Origin of the sequence: uncultured Devosia sp. (assembly GCF_913055165.1) — a bacterium.
Taxonomy (GTDB): Bacteria; Pseudomonadota; Alphaproteobacteria; order Rhizobiales; family Devosiaceae; genus Devosia.
Genome location: NZ_CAJXJS010000002.1, coordinates 76,705 through 95,612, shown reverse-complemented (window position 1 = coordinate 95,612; position 18,908 = coordinate 76,705). Strand labels below are relative to the sequence as shown.

17 protein-coding genes and 2 tRNA genes are annotated in these 18,908 nt (G+C 61.4%); 9 read left to right on the top strand and 10 right to left on the bottom strand.

Annotated elements, in window-relative coordinates; all coding sequences use genetic code 11:
* Positions 1 to 4: 4 nt before the first annotated feature.
* The 3 genes from QZ564_RS01555 (at position 5) to QZ564_RS01545 (ending at position 3,075) form a co-directional block, all read left to right on the top strand.
* A complete protein-coding gene (locus tag QZ564_RS01555; RefSeq protein ID WP_297103691.1) occupies positions 5 to 1,141 on the top strand; it encodes an amino acid ABC transporter permease in 1,137 nt (378 codons plus the stop codon).
* 5 nt (positions 1,142 to 1,146) lie between these two features.
* A complete protein-coding gene (locus QZ564_RS01550; protein WP_297103689.1) occupies positions 1,147 to 1,950 on the top strand; it encodes an amino acid ABC transporter ATP-binding protein in 804 nt (267 codons plus the stop codon).
* Positions 1,951 to 2,052: 102 nt separating this feature from the next.
* Positions 2,053 to 3,075 carry a transporter substrate-binding domain-containing protein gene (locus QZ564_RS01545; protein WP_297103687.1) on the top strand — a complete coding sequence of 341 codons (1,023 nt, stop codon included), beginning with the start codon at positions 2,053 to 2,055 and terminating at the stop codon, positions 3,073 to 3,075.
* A gap of 12 nt (positions 3,076 to 3,087) precedes the next feature.
* Here QZ564_RS01545 and QZ564_RS01540 read toward each other — a convergent pair whose 3' ends face one another.
* From QZ564_RS01540 to QZ564_RS01495, 10 genes are all read right to left on the bottom strand, one after another.
* Positions 3,088 to 3,801 (bottom strand): alanyl-tRNA editing protein, encoded by a 714-nt coding sequence (locus tag QZ564_RS01540; RefSeq protein WP_297103685.1) that lies wholly within the window; start codon positions 3,799 to 3,801, stop codon positions 3,088 to 3,090.
* Positions 3,802 to 3,809: 8 nt separating this feature from the next.
* Positions 3,810 to 5,261 (bottom strand): cardiolipin synthase, encoded by a 1,452-nt coding sequence (gene cls, locus QZ564_RS01535; protein ID WP_297103683.1) that lies wholly within the window; start codon positions 5,259 to 5,261, stop codon positions 3,810 to 3,812.
* A 94-nt stretch (positions 5,262 to 5,355) separates the two neighbouring features.
* Entirely contained in the window at positions 5,356 to 6,405 is a 1,050-nt protein-coding gene (locus QZ564_RS01530; RefSeq protein WP_297103681.1) for a cysteine synthase A, read from the bottom strand.
* Between the two features lie 162 nt (positions 6,406 to 6,567).
* Positions 6,568 to 7,986, bottom strand: coding sequence for a deoxyribodipyrimidine photo-lyase (locus QZ564_RS01525; protein WP_297103680.1), 1,419 nt, complete (start codon positions 7,984 to 7,986; stop codon positions 6,568 to 6,570).
* A 54-nt stretch (positions 7,987 to 8,040) separates the two neighbouring features.
* A complete protein-coding gene (locus tag QZ564_RS01520; protein ID WP_297103678.1) occupies positions 8,041 to 8,493 on the bottom strand; it encodes an SRPBCC domain-containing protein in 453 nt (150 codons plus the stop codon).
* On the bottom strand, positions 8,490 to 9,710 hold the full coding sequence (locus QZ564_RS01515; RefSeq protein WP_297103676.1) for an MFS transporter: 1,221 nt from the start codon (positions 9,708 to 9,710) through the stop codon (positions 8,490 to 8,492). Before QZ564_RS01515 ends, QZ564_RS01520 begins: the two co-directional genes overlap by 4 nt.
* A 94-nt stretch (positions 9,711 to 9,804) precedes the next feature.
* A tRNA-Asn gene (locus QZ564_RS01510) sits at positions 9,805 to 9,880 on the bottom strand.
* Positions 9,881 to 9,975: 95 nt separating this feature from the next.
* Complete coding sequence (locus tag QZ564_RS01505; RefSeq protein ID WP_297103675.1) at positions 9,976 to 10,587, bottom strand: molybdenum cofactor guanylyltransferase; 612 nt, start codon at positions 10,585 to 10,587, stop codon at positions 9,976 to 9,978.
* Entirely contained in the window at positions 10,584 to 11,771 is a 1,188-nt protein-coding gene (locus QZ564_RS01500) for a benzoate/H(+) symporter BenE family transporter (RefSeq protein WP_297103672.1), read from the bottom strand. The genes QZ564_RS01505 and QZ564_RS01500 overlap by 4 nt, the downstream gene beginning before the upstream one ends.
* An 88-nt stretch (positions 11,772 to 11,859) precedes the next feature.
* Positions 11,860 to 11,933 (bottom strand) — tRNA-Cys (locus QZ564_RS01495).
* Positions 11,934 to 12,076: 143 nt separating this feature from the next.
* Between QZ564_RS01495 and QZ564_RS01490 the strand changes: the two genes are divergently transcribed.
* The 6 genes from QZ564_RS01490 (at position 12,077) to QZ564_RS01465 (ending at position 18,905) form a co-directional block, all read left to right on the top strand.
* Positions 12,077 to 12,289 carry a hypothetical protein gene (locus tag QZ564_RS01490; protein ID WP_297103670.1) on the top strand — a complete coding sequence of 71 codons (213 nt, stop codon included), beginning with the start codon at positions 12,077 to 12,079 and terminating at the stop codon, positions 12,287 to 12,289.
* 92 nt (positions 12,290 to 12,381) lie between these two features.
* Positions 12,382 to 12,567 carry a hypothetical protein gene (locus QZ564_RS01485; RefSeq protein ID WP_297103668.1) on the top strand — a complete coding sequence of 62 codons (186 nt, stop codon included), beginning with the start codon at positions 12,382 to 12,384 and terminating at the stop codon, positions 12,565 to 12,567.
* 84 nt (positions 12,568 to 12,651) lie between these two features.
* Entirely contained in the window at positions 12,652 to 13,305 is a 654-nt protein-coding gene (locus tag QZ564_RS01480; RefSeq protein ID WP_297103666.1) for a protein-L-isoaspartate O-methyltransferase, read from the top strand.
* A 126-nt stretch (positions 13,306 to 13,431) separates the two neighbouring features.
* The gene (locus QZ564_RS01475; protein WP_297103664.1) at positions 13,432 to 14,799 is read left to right on the top strand and encodes a TolC family outer membrane protein; all 1,368 of its coding nucleotides are present in this window, start codon (positions 13,432 to 13,434) and stop codon (positions 14,797 to 14,799) included.
* Between the two features lie 184 nt (positions 14,800 to 14,983).
* Positions 14,984 to 15,736: a DUF2497 domain-containing protein gene (locus tag QZ564_RS01470; RefSeq protein WP_297103662.1), complete on the top strand. Its 753-nt coding sequence runs from the start codon at positions 14,984 to 14,986 to the stop codon at positions 15,734 to 15,736.
* A 415-nt stretch (positions 15,737 to 16,151) separates the two neighbouring features.
* Positions 16,152 to 18,905, top strand: a complete 2,754-nt coding sequence (locus tag QZ564_RS01465; protein WP_297103660.1) for a valine--tRNA ligase — start codon at positions 16,152 to 16,154, stop codon at positions 18,903 to 18,905.
* Positions 18,906 to 18,908: the final 3 nt, after the last annotated feature.

The window sequence follows — 18,908 nt, the reverse complement described above, 5'->3', positions numbered from 1 at the left end:
CAGCATGTCATTCTCCTATGTCCGCGATCACATGGTCGAGCCGCGCCCAGCGCCGGTGAATACGGCCGGACCCATAGCCTGGGCCCGCCGGAACCTGTTTGCGACACCCAGCGACAGTCTCATGACTATCCTGGCAATTGTGCTGTTGATCTGGGCCATCCCGCCCATATACGGCTTTGTCGCCCCCAACTTCCTTGGGGGAGACGCGGTACCGCCTGGCGGAATCGTGGAGGAATGCCGGCTGGAAACTGCCGGTGCATGTTGGGCCTATATCTCGGCCCGCATGAGTTTCTTCATCTACGGCTTCTACCCCGCTGAAGAATATTGGCGGCCAAATCTGGTGTTCGCACTGGGCGCTCTGCTGATTGTTCCACTGCTGATCCCGCGGGTCCCGTTCAAGCGCACCAACGCGATCCTGTTCTTCGTGGTCTACCCGGTCATCTGCTTCTACCTGCTCAATGGTGGGGTCTTGGGCATGCGCCCGGTGCCGACAGAGCAGTGGGGCGGCCTCCTGGTGACCCTGATCATCTCGCTGGTGGGCATCATCTGCTCGATTCCGATCGGTATTCTGTTGGCCTTGGGGCGGCAGTCCAAATTACCGATCATCAAGACGCTCTGCGTCATGTTCATTGAGCTCTGGCGCGCCGTGCCGTTGATCACCGTCCTGTTCATGGCCTCGGTCATGCTGCCGCTGTTCATGCCGCAGGGGACCACGGTCGACAAACTGCTCCGGGCCCTGGTTGGTGTGACGCTCTTCTCGTCAGCCTATCTGGCCGAAGTGGTCCGCGGCGGTCTGCAGGCATTGCCCCGTGGCCAATATGAGGCCGCCTCGTCGTTGGGTTTGAGCTACTGGAAGTCCATGTGGTTCATCATCCTGCCGCAGGCGCTAAAGCACGTCATTCCGGGCATCGTGAACAGCTTCATCGCCTTGTTCAAGGATACGTCGCTGGTCTCCATCGTCGGCATCTTCGACCTGCTGAACACTGTTCAAGCGGCAAGTTCTGACATCGAGTGGTCATCTCCAACCCAGGCGATTACCGGCTATCTGTTCGCCGGCATGGTCTTCTGGGTTTTCTGTTTCGCCATGTCCCGTTACTCCATCTGGATGGAGCGGCGACTGGACACCGGGCACAAAGGGTAACGTCAATGAGCGACATGTCCTCACACAGCGCCGAAGAGCGCACCGTCAACACCAGCCAGATGAAGGTGTCCGACACCGAAGTGGCAATCGACGTCGTCGGCATGCACAAATGGTATGGCGACTTCCATGTGCTGCGCGACATCGATCTGAAAGTCATGCGGGGCGAGCGTATCGTCATTGCCGGCCCTTCGGGGTCCGGCAAGTCGACCCTGATCCGCTGCATGAACCGCCTCGAAGAGCACCAGCAAGGCCAGATCATCGTCAATGGCGTGGAATTGACCGCAGACCTCAAGCGCATCGATGAGGTGCGTCGCGAGGTTGGCATGGTGTTCCAGCACTTCAACCTGTTCCCGCATCTGACAATCCTGCAGAACTTGACCCTGGCGCCCATCTGGGTGCGCGGCATTCCGCAGGCAGAGGCGGAAGCTACCGCCATGCACTATCTGGAGCGGGTCAAGATCCCCGAGCAGGCCAACAAATTTCCCGGCCAGCTCTCGGGTGGCCAGCAGCAGCGTGTGGCCATTGCCCGCTCGCTCTGCATGCAGCCCAAGATCATGCTATTTGACGAGCCAACTTCGGCCCTCGACCCCGAAATGGTCAAGGAAGTGCTCGAGGTCATGATCAGCCTGGCAGAAGAAGGCATGACCATGCTCTGCGTGACCCACGAGATGGGCTTTGCCCGTCAGGTCGCCAATCGGGTCATTTTCATGGATCAGGGACAGATCATCGAGCAGAACGATCCGGAGACATTCTTCTCCAATCCACAGCACGAGCGCACCAAGCTCTTCCTGAGCCAGATCCTGCACTAGGACCGGCCTGGATCACATAAGCTGGGGGTCGGGCCGTGCGGCGGCTTGACCCCTTTTTCATGCCGTCCAATATGCGGGCTGGAGAATGGAAGGCAGTGCCTGTTGCTCAGACTCTTAAAGCCATTGCTGATCCTGGTCGCCATGGCAAATGCGGTGGCGGTGGCACCCGCTGGCGCCCAGACGCTGGACGCAGTGCGCGAACGCGGCTTCCTCATTTGCGGCTCCAGCAACCCACTTGCGGGCTTTTCCCAGCAGGATATTGATGGTCGCTGGTCGGGTTTCGATGTGGACCTTTGCCGCGCCCTGGCGGCGGCTATTTTCGGTAATCCCGACCTGATCGAGTTCCGATCCTATCGTGGCGAAGCGAGGTTTGCGCCTTTGGAAACCGGCGCCGTCGATGTGTTCATGCGCAATGGCGCCTGGACTATGGGGCGCGACATTCGCTATGGCGCGCGCTACGTCGCCCCCGCCTTCTATGATGGCCAGGCTTTTCTTGTGCCCCAGTCGATGGGTGTCGTTTCAGCATATGAACTGGACGATGTCAGTATCTGCGTGGCTGATAGCTACGGTGAGATCGAGGCTCTCGACGAGTTCTTCTTCCTCAATCAGACCAGCTATCGCGCCGTGGCTTATGAGGACGTGGCCGATCTCGCCACGGCCTATCGCAGTGGTTTGTGTCAGGTCATATCGGCGTCCGGCCGGCAATTGCAGGCGATACGGCGGGAACTGGCGGATCCGGCACAACACCGGGTTCTGCCCGAGCGAATCTCCAAGGAGGCCCTGGGGCCAGTCGTGCGCGGGCAGGACGATCAATGGTTTCAGATCGTCCGCTGGATGCTCTTTGCGCTCATCGAGGCAGAAGAAGTCGGCGTGACCAGCCTCAATATCGACTCGCTGTCCGCCGCCAGGACACCGGCGGTGCGGCGAATTCTTGGCGTTGAGGGAGATTATGGGGCGGCCCTTGGACTTCGCCCAACCTTCATGGCCGATGCCATTCGGGCGGTCGGCAACTATTCCGAGCTCTACGACCGGCACTTTGGCCCGCAGACCGGCGCGGCGATGCTGCGTGGGCAAAATGCGCTTTGGGCCAACGGCGGATTGCTCTACGCGCCGCCGATTCGCTGATCACCGTCGCGCTCACGCAAAGAGCAAGTTGACCCGACGGTTCTGCTTGCCCTTCTTCTCGATCTTGCCCAGGACCACTCTGCCGATCTCGGCGGTTCCGGCAACATGGGTGCCGCCGCAAGGCTGCAGATCGATATCGCCGATACGGACCAGCCGTACCTTGCCCTGACCCATCGGCGGCTTCACCTTCATCGTCTTGACCAGCTCTGCCTTGGCTTCCATTTCTGCGTCCGTGATCCATTCCGAGGTGACCGGATGGTCTGCGTCGATCATGGCGTTGAGCTGGTTTTCCAGGGCACCCAGGTCCTCCGGCACTTCGGGCATGTCGAAATCCAGGCGCCCTTTGTCTTCGCCAATCGAGCCGCCGGTAACGGGGAACGGGAAGATTACTGACAACAAATGCAGCGCCGTGTGCATCCGCATCAGGCGGTACCGGCGTTCCCAATCAATGTTCAGCGTCACCATCTCTCCCGAGGCGGGCGCGTTGGCGCCACTGCCGGTTAGATGCACGATCCGCGCCTTGTCACCGTCTGGGTGTGTGGCGGTTGCTATCGCGATAACCGTGCCATCGCCGCGCACGATCCGGCCGCTGTCGCCCGGCTGCCCACCTGACGTTGCGTAGAAGATCGTCTTGTCGAGAATGATACCGCCGTCTGTAGTCACCTCGATCACCTGCGCGGTAGTCGATTGCAGATAGGCGTCGTCGCGGAAAAGGAACTGGGTCATCGCGTCTCTCAAAGCACAGGGGACAGCAGGCGTGCCGCCTGGGTGGCCAGATAAAGCCCCCGATGGCGCGATTGCACCTCGGCCAGGCCAACCTGCCGGCAGGATTCAAAGTCTTTGGACAGCATGTCGTCTACGCCTGCAATTGTGCCCGCATCCGTGAACCAAAGGGTAATTTCGAAATTAATGGCGAAAGAACGGTTGTCGAAATTGACACTGCCTATGGTCGCCATTTCGTCATCCACCAACACCACCTTCTGATGCAGGAAGCCGGCCGTGTAGCGATAGACGGCGATGTCGTGCAGTACCATGGCGTCGGCATGCGCCATGCTGGCCAACCAGACCAGCAAGTGGTCGGGATTGTCCGGCAGCATGATCCGCACATCGACCCCCCGCAGCCTGGCGGCAAACAAAGCCGTGCGGATGTCGGTATCCGGCACGAAATAGGGACTGACAATCCACAGCCGCTTCCGGGCCCGGCCAATCAGGTCCGTGAAGGCAATGGCGCATTCCTCGAGTTTGTCAGCCGGACCACTCCCCATGACCAGCACGGATTTGTCGCCAAATGTTTCGAGGTCCGCAGGCGGCCGATTTGGAAGCCGCTCGCCCGTTGCCCATTCCCAATCCTCGTTGAACAGCAGGGCACAACCCAGCGAGGCCGGCCCGGAAATCTTGACGTGTGTGTCTCGCCACGCGCCCAGCTTGGGATCCTCGCCCATATACTCCACACCGACATTGAGCCCGCCCACCCAGGCATGCTTGCCGTCGGCCACAACGATTTTGCGGTGATTGCGATAGTTGATGCGTGTGGGGCCGAATAGGCGCAGCAGCTTGTGTCGGCCATTGAAGCTCGACACTTTCACGCCTGCCTCAGCCAATTCTCGCCAATAGCGCTTGGGAGTCCAGGTACTGCCGACATCATCGTAGAGCAGATAGACAGCCACGCCCGCACGCGCCTTGGCGATCAGCAAGTCGGCGAGCTGCCGTCCGAGGCGATCGTCGCGAAATATGTAGAACTGTACCAGGAGGTATTCTTTTGCGGCCTCTATGCCGGCGAAAATCGACTCGAAAGTCGCTTCGCCATTCACAAGCAGTTCGACCTCATTGCCCTTGAGGAACGGCAGTTCCGACACCTGCACCTGTACGGGCCATTTGGCGTCTGTTTCCCCATCGATCAACGCCAGGTCGCGTGCGCGCAACGGCCTGTTGGCCCGGCCATTCTGCATCCGGTCGGTGGCATAGTCGTCGAAAAGCTTCCACCCGAAAATCAGGTAGAGCAAGACGGTGGGAATGGGCAGCAGCAGCAGCGAGAGCAGCCAGGCGATGGAACCCTGCGGGGTGCGGGAATTGAGAATCTCCCGGATGGCGCAGACAATGGCCAGGAGATAGACGACACCCATGATGAGCGCCACGAGATGCAGGTCTGCCACCACGGCGCGTAAAATGTCGTCTATTCCGAACACGATGACCCTTCAGCAAAGTCTGAAGGGTCAGTGTATCAGGCCAAGGGTCGGGAGCAATGACCTGTCGCGCTCGCCGCACTCAGTTTGGCCCGGCTCAAGCGGGGTCGGCCACCATGACGCTGGAAATGTCGATGGGTGCGCGCTGTTCCAGCCATTGGGGAACGGGCAGATTCTTGCCGCGCAGGAAGCTCGGGTTGAAGATCTTGCTCGCATAGCGGTTGCCGTAGTCGCACAGCACGGTGACGATCGTCTTGCCGGGGCCGAGGTCGCGGGCCATGCGCACCGCGCCGGCGATATTGATGGCGCTCGATCCCCCAAGGCACAGACCCTCATGCTCGAGCAGGTCGTAGATATAGGGCAGGGCCTCTGCGTCCGGAATGCGGTAGGGCATGTCGACCGTCAGGCCTTCGAGATTGGCTGTGATGCGACCCTGGCCAATACCCTCGGTGATCGAGTCACCTGAGGATTTCAGCTCACCATGGGCATAATATTCGTAGAGCGCCGCACCCTCGGGATCGGCCAGGCCGATCTTGATGTCCGGATTGCGGGCGCGCAGCGCTTCGGCAACGCCCGCCAGCGTCCCGCCTGACCCCACCGCGCAGATGAAGCCATCGATGCGCCCATTGGTCTGCTGCCAGATTTCCGGCCCCGTGGTTTCCACATGCGCGCGTCTGTTCGAGACATTGTCGAACTGGTTGGCCCAGATGGCGCCGTTGGGCAGCTCATCATTGAGCTTTTCGGCCAGCCGCCCGGAAATCTTGATGTAGTTGTTGGGGTTGCGATAGGGCTTGGCCGGCACCTCGATCAGTTCCGCACCATAGAGCCTGAGCGCATCCTTCTTTTCTTGGCTCTGGGTTTCGGGGATGACGATGACGCTTTTGAACCCCAGCGAATTGGCAACCAGTGTTAACCCGATGCCGGTATTGCCCGCCGTGCCCTCGACAATGGTGCCACCCGGCTTCAGCTTCCCCGATTTGACCGCATCATGGATGATGAACAGCGCCGCGCGATCCTTGACCGACTGGCCGGGATTGAGAAACTCCGCCTTGCCCCAGATATCGCAACCGGTCAGCGTGGACACGCGATTGAGGCGGATCAGCGGCGTGTTGCCGATGGCGGAGATAAGGTCTTCGTGCTTGGCCATGGATCTGTTTTCTAGGGGAGTAAGACCTTTATCGTAGGGGGGCGATGAGGTGGCGGCAAGCGGCAAGCGCAGGATTCGGCAGGGCTTTTCCCGGATCAGCCTCGCGGCGCAAGGGGCACTCGCACCGCTGTGCCCCCGGAGCATGAATTTGCTTGAGATTTGCTATCCTGGCGATGGCAGCGCACCGAAGGCCTCAAGGGCGCGGGCGCGCGTCGCCTTGAGATCGACCATGGCTCGGGGATAGGTCTCACCGGGCACCACGCCCGCTTCGCGCAGTCTGTCCGCCTCGGCGCTGGACGGATCGTGAATGTGCTTGTCGGGCAACGCCGCGATTTCGGGAACCCACCGCCGTACATAGGTGCCATTGGGGTCAAAGCGTTCGCCCTGGGTTACCGGATTGAAGATGCGGAAATAGGGTGCCGCGTCCAGCCCGCAGCCCGCGACCCATTGCCAGCTTGCCGGATTGTTCGCCTCATCGGCATCGACCAGGCAATCCCAGAACCACTGCTCGCCCAGGCGCCAGTCGATCAACAAATTCTTGCTCAGAAAGGAGGCCACCAGCATGCGTACGCGATTGTGCATATAGCCGGTCTCCCAAAGCTCCCGCATCCCCGCATCGATGATCGGAATGCCGGTGCGGCCCATTTGCCATGCCCGCAACTGTTCCGGAGCCTTGCGCCAGGACAGGTCCTGGAATTTGCGCTGCATCGGTACCTGGCGGATGTCGTGTCGATGATACAACTGGTGATGGCTGAAGTCGCGCCAGGCCAGCTCGGACAGGAATTTCTCGATCGCCGCGGCCTTGTCCGGGTGCGCATGCGCATGGGCCCGTGTAGCGTGCCAGATCTGCCGGGCGCTGATCTCGCCGAACCGCAGATGCGGCGACAATCGGGAGGTCGCGTCCACGCCGGGAAAGTCGCGATCTCGGGGGTAGCCGGCAACCTGCTGGTCAAGGAAAATGTCGAGCCGCTCCTGTGCGGAGGCTTCCCCGACCGTCCAGTACGGCACAAGCTTGTCCGCCCAATGCGGCTGCTCATATCCGGTGTCGATCGCCGGCGCCTTGATCTTGTCCCCTCTGCGGGATGGACGGGCCAGCGGCTGATCAATGTGTTGCTCTTTGAGCGACTTCCAGAACGGGGTGAACACTGAATAGGGCTTTCCTTGCCCGGTCTCGATATCCCAGGGTTCGACAAGCACATTGCCGGGGTAGGACGTGACGGTCACGTCCTTATCGCGGAGAGCGGATTTGATTTCCGCATCCCGCCGACGATCTGCCGGCGCATAGCGCCGGTTCCAGTGAAGTGCCTCAGCGCCCGTTTCGCGCAGGACCTCGTCCATTACCGCCCGGGCCGGGCCCGTTTCGACCCGCAGCGGCACCCCGATATCGGCCAGCGATCCTGCAAGCGCCTTCAGCCCGTGGTGCAGCCACCAGCGCGCAGCGGCGCCGGGAGCCCGCATGTCATCATCGGTTTCGTGGATATAGAGCGCTACGATGCGTTCGCCCGAACGGCATGCGGCTGCGAGGGCAGGATTGTCGGACAGTCGCAGATCGTTGCGCAACCAGACAAGGTGTGTAGGCATGGAAAACCTCTTGGTATTCCTGCACTACGTCGCCGGCACCAGGATGGTTTGGAATTATTCCAGAAGTTCGGCCAGTTCCTCCAGAGCCGCGTTCCAGGCCTCCATCGAGAAGATGCGGGTCTGCGCATCCGCGTGAGGCAAGCCACGTTCGGTAAGGGTGATGCGGGTGCTGTCATCACCAATGGCCATGAACGCAATGTCGAGCACGAAGATCAGTTCGCTGTCGTCACCTTCATCCTTGTGGATCCAGGACAGCACAAGGCGCTCATCCTCCACGAAGGTCAGGACGTCGCCGCTGACTTCGTGGTCGGCCTCATCCTCGTCTTCGGCAAAGGTGACAAAGCGGTACTGCCCGCCTTCAAAGGCGTCGAACTCGGCCTCGTCCGCTTCCCATTGTTCGATCAGGGCCGGGTCCGTCCAGGCGGCGAAAACGTCGGACACATGCGCGGCAATGGTCCGCGTCAGCGTGATCTGGCTTTCGCCATCATCATCCATGCCATCGCTCATGATGTAATCCTCTCAGGATGCAGTTCAGCCGTCCGCGGCAGGAAGACAGTCAGAATACCCAAGGCTGGCAGGAAGGCGCAAATCTGGAAGACGGCGATCATGCCGATCCAGTCTGCCAGAGCGCCCATTACCGCGGCGCCAAGCGCGCCAATGCCAAAGGCGAATCCGAACACGAAACCGGCAATCATGCCCACTTTTCCCGGCACCAGTTCCTGGGCATAGACCACCATTGCCGAAAATGCCGAGGACAGGATGAGCCCGACCATGATGCTCATCACACAGGTCCAGAACAGGTCGAGATAGGGCAGGGCCAGGGTGAAGGGCAGGGCGCCCAGGATCGACACCCAGATCACGGCGAGGCGCCCATATTTGTCCCCCACAGGCCCCCCGATAAACGTCCCTGCCGCCACTGCACCCAGGAAAGCAAAGAGATAGAACTGCGCCTCCTGGGCCGAGAGCGCGAACTTCTCGATCAGGAAGAAGGCATAATAGCTTTTGAGGCCCTCGATATAGATGAACTTGCTCAGGAGCAGGGCCCCGATCACCGCGAAGGCCACTATCAGCCGTTGCCGCGACAGTGCGGGTTTGCGGATGATTGCCGCGGGTCGCGCGGCCGACTGCCGTTGGTGATCGACAAACCAGCGTCCCACATGGGTCATGAGCAAGAGGCCGAGGGCGGCCACGATCAGGAACCAGAATACGCTTGCCTGCCCCATGGGCAGTAGAATCAACGCAGCCGCGAGGGGGCCGAGTGCCGTTCCGGCGTTACCACCCACCTGGAACAGGGATTGCGCGAAGCCCAGCCGGCCGCCTGAGGCCATTCGCGCCACCCGCGACGCCTCCGGATGGAAAAGGGCCGATCCTGTACCTAGGACGACCGAAGCGGCAAACAGCAGCCAGAAACCATTGGCCGCCGCCAGCATGGCGACCCCCGCCGCGACGATGGCCATGGACAATGCCAGCCAATAGGGTTTCGGCTTGATGTCACCCGAAAGCCCGAATGCCGGTTGCAGAAGGCAGGCCGTGATTTGCTGGCCCAGCGTCAGCAGTCCGATCTGCAGGTAGCTCAAGCCATAGCTTTCCTTGAGCAACGGATAGAGCGCGGGCAGCATGAACTGCAATAGGTCGTTCAGCAAATGGGCGCCGCTGACGGCAAGTATGATCGTCAGCGCGGTGCGTTGCGCGTCCGGCGCGGGAGCGGCGGCAATGGTGGTCATGAAAAATCGCCGGAATGTCGAAATACTGCCGTCCTACGCCAGTCAGCGCGCAAGGGCAATCGTGGGATAACGGCCAATTGGGGATGAAGGGAAATGGCTCCGCGAGCTGGACTCGAACCAGCGACCATTCGATTAACAGTCGAACGCTCTACCAACTGAGCTATCGCGGAACACTTTCGTGCGCCCTCTTTGCGAAGGCGTGGTCCGTGTACCCAAACCGATCCGGTTTGCCAAGCCCCTAATCTCGCCTCGTGTGAATAAGTTGTCACTCCTCTGACGAACGGGCCCGGCGGGACAGACCGATCAGGTCTTCCATCGTGTTGAGATTGGCGAAGGGATCGACGTCACATGCGTCTGCCCAATCTACCTCCACCGCGCCCAGCTCGGCCAGCAAAGCCTTGGCGCTACGGGGTGCGGTGCCGGCCCCGATCCGCTCAGGCAAGCTGGCCAAATCCGAAACACGCCAGGCCGCATTGGTGGGGTAGATATTTCCGCGCCAGCTCGCCTGCGCCGCACGGGCGCCCCCGGAAAGTGCATCCACCAGCCTGGGCACAAAGTTGTCCGGAAGAAATGGCGTGTCGACCGCGACCGAAAGCAGGATTGTGTCCGGTTGCGCTGTCTCGCGAATATGGCTGGCCGCCGCAATCAGTCCTGCAAGCGGGCCACCAATGGGCAGATCGAGGTCAGTCAGGCCAATCCCAAAACCGCCATTGGCGCCATCTCGACCCGTCGATACCAGAAGTGTTTCATGACTGAGGCCAAGCTGATCTATGACCCGTTGAAGCAGCGTCCTTCCGCCGACGCGGAGGTCCGCCTTCCGCACCTGGCCAAGGCGGCTGCCAGAGCCACCGGCCAATATGACAGCGAATACGGTCACTTCCCTTGGCCCTGCCGCAGCAGAATCAGCAATGCGATGCCGCCCACAAGTCCCCAGAAGGGTGCCCCCACCCCGGCCACAGTGATTCCTGAGGCGGTGGTTACAAAGGTTAGAATGGCGGGAAGCCGTGCTTCCTCGGCCGCCAGTGCACCGGCCAAAGCGCCCGCCAGGCTGGAAAAAAGCGCCAGTCCGGCCACGGCCTGAATCAAGACTGGGGGCACGGCCGCCACAAAGGCTGCGGCCAGTCCGGCCACCAGACCGAGCAGCATATAGGTCGTTCCGGCGGCAACAGGTGCAGGCCATCGGCGATCCGGATCGCTATGGGATTCGGGGCCGGCGCAAATGGCTGCGGTGATGGCGGCCAGATTGCTGGTAATACCGCCCACGGCCGCGGTGGCGGCGCTGGCCAAGCCAGTCAGGACGAACAGTGGACCAGGCTGCAATTTGTATCCATTGGCCTGCATCACGGCGATGCCCGGCAAGTTCTGTGACGCCATGGTTACCACATAGAGCGGCAACGCAATGCGTACGATCGCATCGATCGTGAAGCTGGGCAGAACCGGGACAAGCGTAGGCCAGGCGCCGTCAAAAGTGTCGGGCGGCAACTGAGTCGTTGTGGCGAGAATGATACCCGTGGCCACCACGGCGAGCGGCACCGCATAGCGGCGCGCAAAGCGCAGGCCAAGCGCCCAGACCGCAATGATGGGCAGGGCATGCCAGGGCATTTCGCCGACGGCGTTGAGCGGCGCAAGGCACAGCGTCAGCAGCATGCCGGCCAGCATCGCATTGGCAATGGCTGAAGGGATGGCCGCAATGGCACGCGCGAGTGGCCTGATCAGCCCAGTGAGAATCACAAGACCCGCACAGACGAGAAAGGCGCCGGCCACCGCAGGAAATCCGCCAACGGGTTCTCCCACCGTCAGCAGGAACGCCGCCCCCGGCGTACTCCAGGCAAAGCTCACGGGTATGCGAACCCGCCATGCAACCACAATATTAAGTATGGCGATGGCCAGGCAGATGGAAAACAGCCCGGATCCCGCCTGTTGCGGCGTGGCTCCGGCAGCGCTCAGCGCAGCCAGTATGAGCGTGAACGTGCTTGCGCTGCCCACGATCGCCGCAAGCGCTCCTGCCATGACGGGTTGGGCAAAATCGGAACGGTTGAGTGATGCTGCGCCGACGGACATGGCGATTCCCTGGACTTGAACGCCGCGCAAGCTAGCCGCTTGCACCCCTCGGCGCCACCCGGTCACCAACCCTCATGTCGCTGGAAACTGGAGGCCGCGTCCGGAATCGAACCGGAGTACACGGATTTGCAATCCGCTGCGTAACCACTCCGCCACGCGGCCTCTGGCCGCTGTACCTATTGGACGCCAATCGCTTATGCAATAGGCTGCGTGGGGCAGGGTGAATTTTCTGGCGCGCACTGCGGGGCGGGCAGAAGGGCGGTCGGCATTTGCCACGCCGAGGGCTGGTGAGAAACAGGCAGTCGATGCAGTTCAAGGTGACCTCGGCCTACTATGACGAAGCAAGCAAGTATTTGCTTTACACCGCGACCGGCGAGCGAGACGGCGCCAAATATACCGTCTCTTCCCGTGTGAAATGCCTCAAGCCGCCCAATACGCCCGAGCGGCTGCATATGGTCGTTCTCCTGGCCCTGACCGACCAGTTCAAGCGTCCCAGCCCCTCTGGCAAACGCGGCTAGCCGCACGGCGCCCGGCCCACACTGCTCTGCCCAGTGTGATGGAACGCTCGATGGAACTCCGAATTGCTCCGATATCAGCAAGGAGAGTTTATATGGTCGAGGACAAGCATCGAACCGAACCCGCGCCTTTGGAGACGGAGCGCGGCGAGCAGCAGGACGATAACATAGATGATCTGGGTCATCGTCCCGACGGCACCGAACAGGACCAGCCAGTCGACCCGGCCGATGACGATTCGACTGGCTCGAAAGGCCCTGGGTTCGGCTCAGCCAACAGATAATTCGTAGCGTCCGGTCAAGGCCGGTTGCCTTTGCAAGGACAAACGCATATTCACGTCCAGCATATGCAACCTCGGAATATCAACTTGGCCGGCATCGACTACAAACTTGCCCGCAAAGCCATGGTCGACGGCCAGATTGCTGTCAGTTCCGTGGTCGACCGTCGTCTGCTGGCGGCGTTTCTCGATATTCCGCGCGAGCGATTTCTGCCCGAGGATCGGCGCGCGATGGCCTATAGCGATGTCCCGCACCCGCTCGGGAACGGCCGGGTTCTGCCACCGGCAGTGCAATTTGCCCGGATCGCCCAGCTCGCAGCCATTGGCCCCCAAGACCGCGTTCTGGATGTCGGCAGTGGTAGTGGCTATTCGGCTGCTATTCTGGCCCGGCTGGCCGTTGCGGTCGTTGCCTATGAAGGCGACAAGGAACTGGTAACCATTGCCCAGCACACTTTGGGCGATCTCGATATCACCAACGTCTCGGTGGTCACCGATATTCGCGAAGCGCAGGCTGCTGGGCCATATGACGTGATCCTTCTTGAGCAAGCCATACTCGAACCTCCTGAGACCTATCTGTCTTGTCTGGCGCTGGGTGGCAGACTGGTCGCGGTTGTAGGCTTAGGGCGGGCAGGTGTGGCGACCCTATGGACCCGAACAGCGGAAGGTGTGGTATCGAGGCCGCATTTCAATGCGTCTCTTCCAACACACCTGCCGGACGATCGGCGCGAGGAGTTCGTGTTTTGAGGGCGTCTGTTGCCATACGGCCACGCATCGGCAAGAAGATGCAATTAAAGTTTGCTACTATTGGCCTGAATCGGTTGTACACCCCAATGGGCGGGCATATCTGTTTGGGGGTCTGGAGGCGGGTTGATGAATAGTTTTCGGTTTATGCGGGTTGCCGCCTGCGCCCTGTTGCTCACCTGTTCGTCTGTGGCGGTTTCGCAAGCACAGTCTATCAGCCAGGCACTGGCATCGGCTTACGATCATGCCCCCGACCTACAGTCTGCCCTGCTGAGCGCAAAGGCCTCCGCTGAAGGGATTGTCCAGGCCAAGGCCGGAGCGCTGCCAACCATTGGCGCGTCCATCAGCGGCAACCAGAGCGCCAATCTTGTTGGCGGCAACTGGACCAGCGGCAGCTCGCTGACTACGGGCCTCTCCTACAACCAGACCATCTACGACAACAATCGCACCGCGGCCCGCGTTGAGGCCGCCCGCGCCGCCGCCGAAGTGGCCGAATACCAGATCCGCAACACCGAGCAGAACGTGCTGCTGCAGGTGGTGCAGGCCTATATGTCGGTATTGAGCGGGCGCGACCTTGTGGCCCTGCGTCGCGACAATATCACCTTCTTCCAGGCCCAGTTGCAGTCCGCGCAGGATCGCCTCGATGTCGGCGAGGGTACGCGCATCGATGTCGCTCAGGCCCAGGCGCGTCTGGCACAGGGTCAGGCCGCCTACCAGGCTGCTGTCAGCACCCTGCAGACCAGCGAAGCTACTTTCCAGCGCCTGGTCGGCCAGCGTCCGCAAGGGCTTTCGACCAGTCACGGCTATGCCAATCTGATCCCGCGATCCATTGATGCTGCCATTGCCGAAGCGGAGATCGGGCATCCGGCCATCATGCTTGCCAAGGCCAGCATCCGTGCCGCCCAGGCAGGCAGCGATGCCGCTCAGGCCGCCTTCGGCCCAACGGCGACCGTGTCGGGTTCGCTTGGCTCCAGCTGGACCGGGCCGTCGGGCGGCCCGCGCGACGGTATAAGTGCCTCCTTGGGCTTTCAGATCACCATCCCGATCTATGCCGGCGGTGCAATCGGTTCGGGTGTGCGTCAGGCCAATCTGAACCAGATCAAGTCCGAGGTCGACGCCATGGCGGCCTACGACCAGATTCGCGAAGCCGTCATCTCCGCCTGGACCGGTATTCAGAGCGCCGATGCGCAGATCAGCGCCGCCCGGGCTGCGGTGACCTCCAGCAACACCGTGCTCGATGGGGTCATTCAGGAACGCGATCTGGGCACAGCCACCACGCTCGACGTCCTCAATGCCCAGGCCGATCTGACCAGCGCCCGCGAAACCCTGATCAACGCGTCCAACGGCAAGACCATCGCAACCTTCTCCCTCCTCAGCGCCATGGGGCGCCTGACCGCGCGTGATCTTGGCCTCCCGGTCCAGATCAAGACGGCCGTGCCCTATACGCAGGCGGTCGAGGATGTCTGGCAGGAACTGCGGACGGTCGTGGTCGAATAGACCCCAGCGACGCCTCAAGATGATGTGGCCGGGCAAGTCCCGGCCACAACTTTTCGTGGAAGACCTTCACTTCCCGCCTTGGGATGATTCCTAAATCGGCCCCTTATGTTTAAGCTGTTCCTTACGAATCAGGGTTGGCGGCTGCGGACGTCTCCCCAGTCGGGCGCATGAGTAAGAGGCACTGATGAACAAGCCGGCACCCAAAGAACCGTCCATGGATGAGATTCTGTCGTCCATCCGGCAGATTATCGCCGACGATGATGCTGCCGGTGCACCCCGCCGTCCATCGGTGCAGTCGGCCCCGCCGCCGATGCAGGCGGCACCCGCCAAGCCGCTGGGCGAGCAGGATGATCGCGACCTCAGCGACATGCTGGACGACATCGAGCCCCTGGCGCTGTCTCCCTCCCAGATCGTGGAAGAGGGTGATGATGTCGAAGGGTTCAGCTTCGACTCCATCCTTGCCGATACGGAAGGGGCGGATGCCGAGGGCCCGTCTCTGGTGGAGGCCGAGGACGTCACCTTCGATGCCGAGGATGATCTGCCCAGCTTCGATCCCGCGCCCACCCGCGAATTGCCGGAAGACAAGCCGCAGCCGGTGGCTAAGGCCGCACCCCAGCCCAGGTTCGATCCCGAGCCTGAGCCTGTCTTCGAACCGGAGCCGGTTGAAGAGCCCATGGCCCAGGCCGATGCTTTGCCCGATCCCACTTTGACAGCCGACATGGCCGATGAGTTGCTGGAGCCTGCAACGCGCGCCGCCGTGCGCGGTTCGATCGGCAAGCTGACCGCGCTTGGCATTGGCAATCCGAGCCTGACCATTGAAGCCATGATGCGGGATATGCTGCGCCCCATGCTCAAGGAATGGCTGGATGAAAATCTGCCTGCCGTGGTCGAGCGCATGGTCGAGAAGGAAATCGCCCGGGTCTCGCGCGGCGAGTGACTTCGAACCGTCCCGCAGGGCAAATCCCTCCGGTGGAGGGATTTGAGGTGAGAAGGCCATGAGAGCTACGCTCGAATGGCGAGCGTCCCGCAGGGCAAATCCCTCCGGTGGAGGGATTTGAGGTGAGAAGGCCATGAGAGCTAAGCTCGAATGGCGCGCGTCCCGCAGGGCAAATCCCTCCGGTGGAGGGATTTGAGGTGAGAAGGCCATGAGAGCTATGCTCGAATGGCAAGACCGTCCCGCAGGGCAAATCCCTCCGGTGGGGGCATTTGAGGTGAGAAGGCCATGAGAGCTATCCGCGAATGGCGCGTGGCTTCGCCTTGACCCCGCACCCCGCATTTGCTTGAAGACTGCCAACCTATTCCGGCCCGCCACGGTCTATCCTGGCGGGTCGCTGCTGTTCGCGAGTGACGTGATGCTTGAAAAGACCTATGAACCCGCCGCCGTGGAAAGCCGCATCTACGATGCCTGGCTGGACGCCAACGCCTTTGCGGCCGGGGCAGGGGCCAAGCCCGGGGCGGAAACCTTCACCATCGTCATTCCGCCGCCCAATGTCACCGGCTCGCTCCATATCGGGCACGCGCTGAACAATACCATCCAGGACATTTTGGTGCGCTTCAACCGTATGTTGAAGAAGGACGTGCTCTGGCAGCCGGGCACCGACCACGCCGGCATCGCCACTCAGATGATCGTCGAGCGCCAGCTCGCCGAGAAGCAGCTCGATCGCCGCACCATGGGCCGCGATGCCTTCATTGATCGGGTCTGGGAATGGAAAGCCGAAAGCGGCGGCACCATCATGAATCAGCTCAAGCGCCTGGGCGCTTCGGCCGACTTCAGCCGCGAACGCTTCACCATGGGCGATCGCGGCCAGCCTGATGACCAGATGGTTCGCGCCGTCACCAAGGTTTTTGTCGAACTCCACAAGCGCGGCCTCATCTATCGCGCCAAGCGCCTGGTGAACTGGCATCCGGGCCTCGAAACCGCCATCTCCGATCTCGAAGTGGAGAATATCGAGGTCAAGGGCCACATGTGGCATCTGCGCTATCCGCTGGCCGATGGCGTAACCTACCAGTTCCCGATTGTGGACGAAGAGGGCAACGTCATTGGCCACGAAACCCGCGACTACATAATCGTTGCCACCACCCGGCCGGAAACCATGCTGGGCGACGTCGCCGTTGCCGTGCATCCCGAAGACGAGCGCTATGCCGGCCTTGTCGGCAAGTTTATCGAGCTGCCGCTGGTCGGCCGCCGCATTCCTGTCGTTGCCGACGAGTACGCCGACCCGACGCTGGGCACTGGCGCGGTGAAGATCACCCCGGCTCATGACTTCAACGACTTTGAAGTCGGCACGCGCGCCGGAGTCGAACCGATCAATGTCTTCACCACGCGCGGCGCCATCATCGATGCCGATTTCGTCCCCGCAAAATATCGCGGCATGGATCGCTTCGAGGCCCGCAAGGCCATCGTCGCCGATCTCACCGCCATGGCCGAGGATAACCCGACGCGCGGCCTCAGCCATATCGAAGACAAGAAGATCATGGTGCCCCATGACGAGAAGTCCAAACTCGTCGTCATCGAGCCCTTCCTGACCGACCAGTGGTGGGTCAAGGCCGACGTACTGGCCCAGCCGGCGCTCGCCTCGGTGCGCGAGGGCCGTACCAAATTCGTGCCCCAGCAGTACGAAAACACCTATTTCGCCTGGCTCGAAAACATCAAGCCGTGGTGCATTTCGCGCCAGCTCTGGTGGGGTCACCAGATTCCGGCCTGGTACGGTCCGGACAACGAGGCCTTCGTTGCCTATAGCGAGGAAGAGGCAAAGGCCGCTGCTGAAAAGCACTATGGCAAGCCCGTCGAACTGACCCGTGATCCGGATGTGCTCGACACCTGGTTCTCCTCCGCCCTCTGGCCGTTCTCGACCCTGGGCTGGCCCGACGAGACCCCCGAGCTGAAGCGCTATTATCCGACCGACGTTCTGGTCACCGGTTTTGATATCATCTTCTTCTGGGTCGCCCGCATGATGATGATGGGCCTCGAATTCCTCGACAAGGAACCGTTCCACACCGTCTATATGCATGCCCTGGTCCGCGACGAGAAGGGCCAGAAGATGAGCAAGACCAAGGGGAACGTCATCGACCCATTGAAGCTCGTCGACGAATATGGTGCCGACGCGACCCGCTTTACTCTCGCTGCCATGGCCGCGCAGGGTCGCGACCTCAAGCTCGCCATTTCCCGGGTCGAGGGCTATCGAAATTTCGTCACCAAGCTCTGGAATGCGGCTCGTTTCCTCGAGATGAATGAATGCCGCCGCGTCGAAGGTTACGACCCCAAGGCCAACGCGCTGCCCCTCAATCGCTGGATTGTCGGTGCCACCGCCCGCGCCCTCGCGTCCGTGCGTTCGGGCATCGAGGACTACAAGTTCAACGAAGCTGCCAACAGCGCCTATGACTTCGTCTGGGGCACCTTCTGCGACTGGTTTGTGGAATTCGCCAAGCCCGTCTTCATGGGCGAGGACGAAGCGGCCAAGGCCGAAACCCGCGCCACCGCTGCCTGGGCGCTCGACCAGATCCTGATCATGCTGCATCCGATGATGCCCTTCGTCACCGAAGAGCTGTGGGAAGAAACCGGCAAGTTCGGTCCGGCGCGCGAGAGCATGCTGATCACCACTGAATGGCCCGATCTCTCGGGCCATGAAGACGTGGAGTCCGACGCCGAATTGGCCTGGCTGATCGACGTCATTTCCAATGTCCGTTCGGTCCGCGCCGAGATGAACGTGCCGGCCGGCGCCAAGCTGCAAATGGTGGTCACCGGGGCAGGGGAGCAGACCTTGTCGCGCCTCGTTGCCGGCACCTCGCTGATCTCTCGTCTGGCCCGTCTCGAAGAGATTTCGCCGCGAAACGAAGTGCCGGGTGAATCTGCTCAGTTCGTCGTCGGCGATTCAACCTTCGCCTTGCCTTTGGCTGGCGTCATCGACATCGCAGTCGAAAAGGCCCGCCTGGAAAAGGAAGTCGGCAAGCTCGACGGCGAGATTGCACAGATCGATAAGAAGCTTGGCAATGAGCAATTCGTGTCCAAGGCACCCGAAGAGGTGATCGAGGAGCAGAAGTCGCGCCGCGAGGCGGCCATTGAGCGTCGCACGAAAATTGGGGAGGCGCTGCAGCGCCTGAGCTGATCG